We start from the raw sequence: 9,158 nt of genomic DNA on the forward strand, positions 1-9,158 counted from the left end.
TTATAATGCAAAAATATATCTGTGGGCGTTAAGGTTTAACTTAAGGGATATAATATTTGAATAGGCAGTACATAGTGATATCTTCGTATTATTAGAAAATCTAGTAAGAAAATAAGAAGTTTTAGACTATGCAAAAATTGTAACATTTTAAGTTGAACATGAAAGATAATTTCTTCAATAACTGATTGGGTGTGATACAGAAATTATCTTAATAATTTAGGAGGTGTCAGTTTGACAAAAAAACAAGCAAAACTTAAAATTATACCTTTAGGCGGACTTGAGCAAATAGGTATGAATATTACTGCTTTTGAATATAACGATGAAATTATTGTTGTTGATTGCGGTATAGCGTTTCCAGAAGATGAAATGTTAGGGATAGATCTTGTAATCCCAGATGTAACATACCTAAAGGATAACATTGAGAAGGTAAAGGGTATTGTCCTAACTCATGGACATGAAGATCATATTGGAGCATTACCTTATGTTCTTCGTGATGTTAATGTGCCTGTTTATGGTACAAGACTTACCATTGGGTTAGTAGAGAATAAATTAAAGGAGCATAATATGTTAAAAAGCGTTAAAAGAAAATGTATTATGCCTGGTCAATCTATTACATTAGGTTCTTTTAGGATAGAGTTTATCAGAACTAATCATAGTATAGCCGATGCGGTAGCACTAGCTATAACTACACCTGTTGGTGTTGTAATACATTCAGGGGATTTTAAGATTGACTATACACCTATTAGAGGAGAAGCTATCAATCTTCAAAGATTTGCTGAGTTAGGTAGAAAAGGTGTACTTTTGTTTATGGCAGATAGTACCAATGTTGAAAGAAAAGGTTACACTATGTCTGAAAGAACTGTAGGAGAATCATTAGATAATATATTCTTAGATTCTGATCAAAAGAGAATAATAGTAGCCACATTTGCTTCTAATGTTGATAGAGTACAGCAAATCATTTGGACAGCCGAAAAATTCAATAGAAAAGTTGTTGTTGAAGGAAGAAGTATGATTAATGTAGTTAAGACAGCTATTGAATTAGGCTATTTGAAAGTTCCAGATAAAATGATGATTGGCGTAGAGGATATTAATAAGTATAAAGATGGACAATTAGTCATTATTACTACTGGAAGTCAAGGAGAAGCAATGGCAGCATTATCTAGAATGGCTTCATCTGTACACAGAAAGATAGAGATTAAGCCAGGAGATAAAATTATATTTAGTTCTAAGCCAATTCCAGGAAATGAAAAAACAGTTTCAAAAGTGATAAATGATTTATATAGAAAAGGTGCAGAAGTAATCTGCGAAGATACCCATGTTTCAGGACATGCGTTGCAAGAAGAGTTGAAATTACTTCATACATTGGTTAAACCAAGATATTTTATCCCTGTACATGGTGAATATAGACATTTAGTAAAACATGCTGAATTAGCTGAGAGCATTGGCATGAAAAAAGATAATATATTTATACTTTCTAGTGGAGACGTCCTAGAAATTAACAAAGAGGGCGGAAAGGTAACTGGTAAAGTACCTGCAGAACAAATTCTAGTTGATGGTCTAGGAGTTGGAGATGTTGGAAATATAGTTTTAAGAGATAGACAGAAACTTTCACAAGATGGATTATTAATAGTTGTTGTTACTTTACAAAAACAGACTGGACAAATATTGTGTGGTCCTGATATAATATCAAGAGGATTTGTTTATGTTAGAGAATCAGAAGATTTAATGCTGGAAGCTAGAAAAGTTGTTAAAGAAGCATTAGATCAATGTAATAAAAAGAGAATAACTGATTGGTCTAAGATAAAAGGTGTAGTAAGGGATGCTCTAAGAGACTATTTGTGGTCACAAACAAAAAGAAGTCCTATGATTTTACCAATTATAATGGAAGTTTAGACTATAAAAAAATAGATTAAATTGATATTTTTATTCGATATTGAGAGGATGCTAATTTGTGGATTATATAAAAGAAACAAAGATATTTGTTGAGAAAATTAAACATTTAAAAGAATATACTGATTATCAAAATTGCAAGAATGTAATAGAATCTAATCCACAGTTACTAGAAAAAGTTAGTGAATACAAGAAGAAGTCTTTTAATATCCATATAGAATATGGTGATGGTTCTTTTGAATGTTATGAAAATATGTTAAAACTTAACAAGGAATATAATGAAATTATTGGACAACCAGAAGTTAAGAAATTTCTTGAAGCTGAAAATAAATTAGCAAAAGTGATTGCAGAGGTTTATGACCTTATAGCAAAAGAAATTAATTTCAATATTTCATTCATTGAATAAATCCGTTGATGCTACATTTAAACTATAAAACTACTTGAAACTTAATACGGATTGAGTTAACCAGGAAGGTGACAAAATATGAAAAAGAAAAAAGGATTATTAATAGGGTTACATGCTTTATCAAAAGTTGTAATATTGATTGTGGCCGTATTGATTATATTTTTTGCAGGTAAAAAAGTATATGATTACTCTTATAAATTAATGGCTAAAACTCCCGCAGAAGATATAGTTGTTAAAACAGTGGACATAAAAGTACCAAAAGGTACTTCATCAAAAGAAATTGCAAAGATATTGCATGATAATGGATTAATAAAAAATACTTATTATTTTCTATTCTATTCTAAGCTTTCTGGTAAAGAGAATAAATTCCAGTATGGTGACTATACACTGAATACGGGAATGACAGATGAAGAAATCGCTAATATATTAACAACTCAAGGAGCAAAGAAGGAAACGATAAAGTTTACTATACCAGAAGGTTATACAGTTGCACAAATAGCCAAAAAATTGGCTAAGGAAAATATATGTAAAGAATCTGAATTTTTGGATGCTGTTAATAACGTATCTTATGATTATAAGTTTATTGATGAAGTACCAGATAGAAACTTAAAATTACAAGGCTATCTATTCCCATCTACTTATGAGATATATACTGATGCAACTGCTAAAGATATTGTTAGTATCATGTTAAAACAATTTGATAAAGTTTTCAAAGATGAATATTATGAAAGAGCAAAAGCATTGGGTTATGAGATAGATGAAATAATAACTATTGCATCTATTATTGAAAGAGAAGTAAGAGTTGATTCTGAAAGAGAATTAGTTTCTGGGGTAATATATAATAGATTAAAGAAACCTATGAAACTACAAATGTGTTCAACTGTCATGTATGCTCTTGACAAGCCTAGAGAAAGATTGTTATATTCAGATTTGGAGATTGAATCACCATACAATACTTATATGAACCCTGGACTACCTGTTGGACCTATTTCTAATCCAGGTCAGCGTTCAATAGAAGCAGCTCTTTATCCAACTGAGAGTGATTATTTTTATTTCTCTCTCAAGAATGCAGAGACTGGAGAACATGAATTTAATAAATCTTTAGATGCTCATAATAAAGTTAAAGGTAAATTACAAAAAGAATTTTAATTTTACTATACAATAAAAAAAGGGCTGTCTCATAATACATTTTACTTTAATATACTAGTAAGATAGACTCTGTTTGATGGTAAGTTAGGTCTTAAAAGACGTAGCGCAGACCCTTTTAAACAGAATGTATAAAAAGTAGATGTATTTTGAGACAGTCCTTTAAATTAAGTTTATAAGGAGTTAAACAATGAGTGAAATCACTTATAAATATATAAGAGACTACCTAATGGCTATAGAACCAGATGACGACATTATTATTCGTACCATTAGGAAAGATGCTCTCAATAATAATGTTCCTATAATTAAATCTGAAGTGAAGAATTTGTTAAAATGGATATTAGCTACTAGTAAACCAAGAAAAGTATTGGAAATTGGTACTGCGGTAGCTTATTCTTCAATAATTATGAGTGATTTTATTGATACAGATGGTTGTATAACTACTATTGAGAGGTCAAAAGACATGATTAAGAAAGCTAAAGAAAATATAAGAAAAGCGGGTAAAGAAGACGTTATAACATTGTTAGAAGGGGATGCCAGTGATATACTATCTTCTATTGATGATACTTTTGATGTTATATTTATGGATGCCGCAAAAGGTCAGTATTTAACTTTTTTACCAGAATGTCTTAGATTACTGAAAAAAGGTGGTATACTTATATGTGATAATGTTCTTCAAAATGGTACAGTAGCAAAATCAAGATTTAGTGTTCCAAGAAGGCAAAGAACAATACACAATCGTATAAGAGAATTTTTATGGGAATTGAATCATAATAAAAATTTTCAAACATCAATACTTCCTATTGCTGATGGAGTAACACTTAGTTATAAAAAATAGTAATCAATTAATTATAGCTTTGAGAGGAGAGGCAAACATTGAATAAACCTGAATTACTAATACCTGCAGGAAGCTTAGAAAATTTAGAAGTAGCTGTTCTATATGGTGCTGATGCAGTATATATAGGAGGACAACATTTTGGATTGAGAGCAAAAGCAAAAAACTTTTCTATGGAACAAATGAAAGAAGGCATTGAATTTGCTCATAAACATAATGTTAAAGTTTATGTAACTGCTAATATAATTGCTCATAACGATGATATTGATAAAGTTTATGAGTATTTTGAGGAAATAAAAGAAATAAAACCAGATGCATTGATTATTGCTGATCCTGGGATTTTAACTATTGCCCAGGAAATGTTACCAGACATGGAGATACATCTAAGTACCCAAGCTAATAATACTAATTATAAAAGCGTTAATTTTTGGCATAAACTTGGTGTTAAGAGGGTAGTCGTTGCTCGTGAACTATCCTTTAAAGAAATAAAGCAAATTAAGGAAAATAGCCCTGACACTCTAGATATAGAAGCCTTTGTACATGGAGCTATGTGTATATCTTATTCAGGAAGATGCCTATTAAGTAACTATATGGCTGGTAGAGATGCTAATAAAGGCGAATGTACACATCCTTGCAGATGGCAATATCATCTAGTAGAGGAAACTCGTCCTAACGAATATATGCCTGTTTATGAAAATGAAAGAGGTACTTATGTCTATAATTCAAAAGATCTATGTATGTTAGAATATGTTCCTGAACTTATTGATGCTGGTGTTGGTAGTTTCAAAATAGAGGGCAGGATGAAAACACAATTATATGTTGCAACTGTCACAAGAACATATAGAAAAGCAATTGATGATTATTTTGAAGATGAATCCAAATATAGAAATAATATTCCTTATTACTTGGATGAAATTAAGAAGTGTACTCATAGAAAGTTTACAACAGGTTTTTATTTTAAACGACCAGATGAAAATGAACAGATATATAATAGTAATACTTATATAAGAAGTTATACTTTTATTGGTAAGGTAATAGAGTATAACTCTGAGGAACAGATAGTTACTATACAACAGAGAAATAAGTTTTGTGTAGGAGACCAAGTAGAGTTAATGGCTACAGATGGTGAGAATTATGTAACTACCATTAAAGAAATGTGGGATGAAGAAGGAAACTTAGTTGAAAGCGCTCCTCATCCTAAACAAGTTATAAGGTTTAAAACCCATAAAGAATTTCCTAAAAACACAATAATTAGATTAAAAAGTAAAGAATTTTAGGTGGAAAGGCACTTTCTGAGTATTTTTTTCATAAACTGTTATGAATACATATTTAGAGGTGCTTTTGTTTTGCTATTCAATTTTTTAACATTCATTTTACCAGGGTTCTACTTTACAACATCTCAATCATTCCCTAAACCATTGTCAAGTGATGAAGAAAGGGAATATTTAATTAAGTGTAAAGATGGAGATATGCAAGCGAGGAATATTTTAATTGAGAGGAATTTACGCTTAGTTGCTCATATAGTTAAAAAATATAATACTACAGACAGAGATATGGATGATCTAATATCTATCGGAACAATAGGTTTAATAAAAGCAATTACAACCTTTAATATAGATAAAGGTACAAGGCTGGCTACTTATGCTGCTAGATGTATAGAGAATGCTATCCATACCAAAAGACGCATCAAGCTTATTGTATGGATAGCCCTTATTATTTAGTTTTTTTTTACCAAAGAAGTTAACTTCTATTTTGTCTCCATCCCAGTATATACTTGATACTACGTTATGTAGCAGTTTTTTCTTTTCTTCAGTATCAGCAGAATCAATTGACTCAACAAAATCATTAGCTGATTCATTAAGTATAGATATATTTATTAACTCATTATTTAACTTAGCTAGTGATAATTCTGTATTAAGCTCATTTTGAAGTTTGATATTTTCTTTGTCCAGTTCTTCAATCTCTTTAATTATGTATTTAGAAGCCGAACTATTTTCATTATCAGCTAATTGTTTAACTAAATGATTAATAGATTTTTGATTATTATTAATCTGTATCTTAACTTTTTCACGTTCTTTCTCTAATTCTTTCTTTAGAGAGTTTATATTATTTCTATTATCCTCAACATCACTTAATAGACCATCAGGAGCATTAAAAAACTCTTTGATACGTTCTACAACAAATCTATCACCATAAGGGCCATTTAGGTTATTATTATCACAACGCTTACTTCTGGAAGTATCTTTCAATGTACATACATAATAATAATTTTTGGTACCATTTTTTCTCATATGTCCATGTTTTACACGCATAGGCTGACCACACTTACTACAGCGAAGTAAGCCAGATAAAAGACCAACGGATGATGTACCCTGTCTTGGTGCCTTATCTCTGTTTTTTAACAGCATATTTTGTGTTAAAACCCATTTTTCGCCCTCAATGATACCTTTATGCTTACCAAGAGCTGCAATCCATTCAATTGGATCACGTAGCTTATTACTTCTATTCTTTTTCTCTAAAGTCTTGTTATATACCATAACACCATGTTTTCCATTGAATTTCTCTTTATCAGAAAATATCTGACAACCTATACTATATAAATAATTATATGTATCTTCATCTCCTATAGCGTACACAGGATTGATTAATATAGTCCTTATTGTATTTTTATTAAAGTCTTTATTCTTCTTAGTTTTAATATGGTTCTGTAAGCAGTATGTTTCTACTTGGGCAAGACTTTTAAATTCTAAGTATTTATCATATAGTAATTTAACAAGATTCAACTCTTCTTTTATAGGGGATAGTTTATACATTGTACGTTCTTTCATATCTCTATCAATATATTCAATAGATTCAGAGTAAAAACCAGTTGGAGTAATACCACCAAGCCATCTTCCAGTTTCAGCAAGTGATAGCATATTATCTTTTATTCTCTCAGCTGCTGTTTCTCTTTCTAACTGAGCAAATACACTTGATATGTAGATCATAGCACGACCCATTGGAGTAGTAGTATCAAACTGTTCTTTTATAGAAACAAATGACACATCATATTTATTAAGCATTTCAAGAGTATCAGAGAAATCAGCCACAGAACGACTTATTCTATCTAAGCGATAACATATTAAAACATCAAATCTATTAGCTTTAACATCTTTTAACATCTTTTGAAAAGCAGGTCTATTGATATTACCACCTGAAAAACCTTCATCATGATATATTAAGCTATCATCAACAGTATATCCTTTTGAGACAGCATACTCTTTACATAGTTGAATTTGATTTTGTATAGATTCACCTTTACCAGTAAATTTGGATTTCCTAACGTATATTCCAGTTATCATATTATTCACCCCGACAATATATTTCGAATAATTATAATATAACATATGTTGTATAAGATTATCTACTGTTTTTTATTATACTGATAGAAGTATATAATAGATTCAGAAGAAAGAAATATAGAATTTTATGGTTAAAGCGAATAACATTAAATAGATTTTACTCATGCATATAAAGATATTTATTTAAGATTATTATACAATTTAAATTGTATGAATTCCTAAATAAATTAAGGTTATTTTTATAAAAATTAATATTGCAAGAAAAAGAATAATAACTATTTTGAAAAAAGCACATTAGTAGTATAATATATTCATCTTGCAAGATATGTTGAAAAATATATAATGATAAGAAATATTTTATATTATTATAGTGTACTAACAAATTTAAATTAGAAGGAGAGTATACATATGAAAAAACAAGTTATAAGTTTGATGATGGCTGTATGCTTACTATTTTCATTAAGCTTAACAGCAAATGCAGCTGTAAAAGATGGCATAGAGTATTATGCAAATGGATATAATAGTTCTACTGGACGTGTAGGTGGTGCAATGTATTCAGAGGAAGATGTTGATTTTAAAATAGTATTTAAATATTATGATATTCATCATGATTATATTGATTCAGAAACTTTTATTAAGCCAAATACAACAGAAATAGAAGCTTATGATACTCCACCAAGAAACGCAGATCATGTAATAATTAAATTCTATTATAATAATAAAAAACTAGATCAAGTATTGATACCAACAACATAATTATATATATTAATAGCTATATAATTAAAAATTTGTTTTATGATGTAAATAAATACTTGATAGTTATAAATCATAATAAAGCCTATCAGAATATGGTATAGGCTTTATTTTTTGTGCGTAATAAAAATACCAATTTAATTTGTTCTTTTATATGTTTTTAATAAGAAATTTGTAGAAAATATGTTATAATAAATCTATTAAAAAACATTAGGAGAGAATAAAAATGAGTTTAAGTTCAAATATAAATGAAAAAGCGAATCTAATATGGGCAATAGCTGATAAATTAACAGGAGTATATAAGCCTCATGAATACGGTGAAGTAATATTACCACTTACAGTTATACGACGTTTTGATTGTATATTAGGAGATAGAAAAGAAGCTGTTTTGAAGAAAAACGAAGAGGTTGGAAAACTTCCAATGAAAGATATATTCTTATGTAAAGAATCAGGATATTCCTTTTATAATACAAGTAAATATGATTTTGAAAAATTACTGAATGATCCAGATGGAATAGAAGAGAACTTTCGAGCATATCTAAATGGCTTTTCAGAAAATGTACGTAACATAATAGAAAAGTTTAACTTTGATAATCAAATTACAAGACTTGCAGAAAAGAATCTTCTATACATAGTAATTCAGGAATTTATATCACCTGGGGCTAACTTACACCCAGATAAAATATCTAATTTAGAAATGGGATATATATTCGAAGAAATAATAAGAAAGTTCTCTGAAGCACACAACGAAGATGCAGGACAACATTATATATAGTAAATTCTTAGT

General features: G+C 29.3%; 8 protein-coding genes and 1 pseudogene. 8 read left to right on the forward strand and 1 reads right to left on the reverse strand.

Translation table 11 applies throughout. The annotated features are described in order from the left end of the window. Window positions 1–231: 231 nt before the first annotated feature. From AACQ14_RS17490 to AACQ14_RS17515, 6 genes and pseudogenes are all read left to right on the forward strand, one after another. Window positions 232–1,893 carry a ribonuclease J gene (locus tag AACQ14_RS17490; protein ID WP_339364878.1) on the forward strand — a complete coding sequence of 554 codons (1,662 nt, stop codon included), beginning with the start codon at window positions 232–234 and terminating at the stop codon, window positions 1,891–1,893. Window positions 1,894–1,951: 58 nt separating this feature from the next. Continuing rightward, window positions 1,952–2,296 (forward strand): YlbF/YmcA family competence regulator, encoded by a 345-nt coding sequence (locus AACQ14_RS17495; RefSeq protein WP_339364879.1) that lies wholly within the window; start codon window positions 1,952–1,954, stop codon window positions 2,294–2,296. Between the two features lie 78 nt (window positions 2,297–2,374). After that, window positions 2,375–3,445: an endolytic transglycosylase MltG gene (gene mltG / locus AACQ14_RS17500; protein ID WP_339364880.1), complete on the forward strand. Its 1,071-nt coding sequence runs from the start codon at window positions 2,375–2,377 to the stop codon at window positions 3,443–3,445. 187 nt (window positions 3,446–3,632) lie between these two features. After that, window positions 3,633–4,280: an O-methyltransferase gene (locus tag AACQ14_RS17505; protein ID WP_339364881.1), complete on the forward strand. Its 648-nt coding sequence runs from the start codon at window positions 3,633–3,635 to the stop codon at window positions 4,278–4,280. Between the two features lie 38 nt (window positions 4,281–4,318). Next, entirely contained in the window at window positions 4,319–5,554 is a 1,236-nt protein-coding gene (locus tag AACQ14_RS17510) for a peptidase U32 family protein (RefSeq protein WP_339364882.1), read from the forward strand. A gap of 93 nt (window positions 5,555–5,647) precedes the next feature. Continuing rightward, a pseudogene (locus AACQ14_RS17515) lies at window positions 5,648–5,947 on the forward strand (sigma-70 family RNA polymerase sigma factor); the annotation flags it as partial. Here AACQ14_RS17515 and AACQ14_RS17520 read toward each other — a convergent pair. Then, window positions 5,864–7,663 (reverse strand): recombinase family protein, encoded by a 1,800-nt coding sequence (locus AACQ14_RS17520; protein WP_339364883.1) that lies wholly within the window; start codon window positions 7,661–7,663, stop codon window positions 5,864–5,866. The pseudogene AACQ14_RS17515 and the gene AACQ14_RS17520 overlap by 84 nt on opposite strands. A gap of 363 nt (window positions 7,664–8,026) precedes the next feature. On the opposite strand from AACQ14_RS17520, the gene AACQ14_RS17525 reads away from it, so the two are divergent. Together AACQ14_RS17525 and AACQ14_RS17530 are read left to right on the forward strand one after the other, a co-directional pair. Next, window positions 8,027–8,374, forward strand: coding sequence for a hypothetical protein (locus AACQ14_RS17525; protein ID WP_339364884.1), 348 nt, complete (start codon window positions 8,027–8,029; stop codon window positions 8,372–8,374). Between the two features lie 223 nt (window positions 8,375–8,597). After that, the gene (locus tag AACQ14_RS17530; protein ID WP_339364885.1) at window positions 8,598–9,146 is read left to right on the forward strand and encodes a type I restriction-modification system subunit M N-terminal domain-containing protein; all 549 of its coding nucleotides are present in this window, start codon (window positions 8,598–8,600) and stop codon (window positions 9,144–9,146) included. Window positions 9,147–9,158 lie beyond the last annotated feature (12 nt).

Origin of the sequence: Vallitalea maricola (assembly GCF_036985595.1) — a bacterium.
GTDB lineage: Bacteria > Bacillota > Clostridia > Lachnospirales > Vallitaleaceae > Vallitalea > Vallitalea maricola.

What these genes read in the sequence shown, in the direction of transcription:
- mltG (WP_339364880.1), top strand. Translation starts at nt 2,375, where the DNA reads ATGAAAAAGAAAAAAGGATTATTAATAGGGTTACATGCTTTATCAAAA.
- AACQ14_RS17505 (WP_339364881.1), top strand. Translation starts at nt 3,633, where the DNA reads ATGAGTGAAATCACTTATAAATATATAAGAGACTACCTAATGGCTATA.
- AACQ14_RS17520 (WP_339364883.1), bottom strand. Translation starts at nt 7,663, where the DNA reads ATGTTATATTATAATTATTCGAAATATATTGTCGGGGTGAATAATATG.
- AACQ14_RS17525 (WP_339364884.1), top strand. Translation starts at nt 8,027, where the DNA reads ATGAAAAAACAAGTTATAAGTTTGATGATGGCTGTATGCTTACTATTT.
- AACQ14_RS17530 (WP_339364885.1), top strand. Translation starts at nt 8,598, where the DNA reads ATGAGTTTAAGTTCAAATATAAATGAAAAAGCGAATCTAATATGGGCA.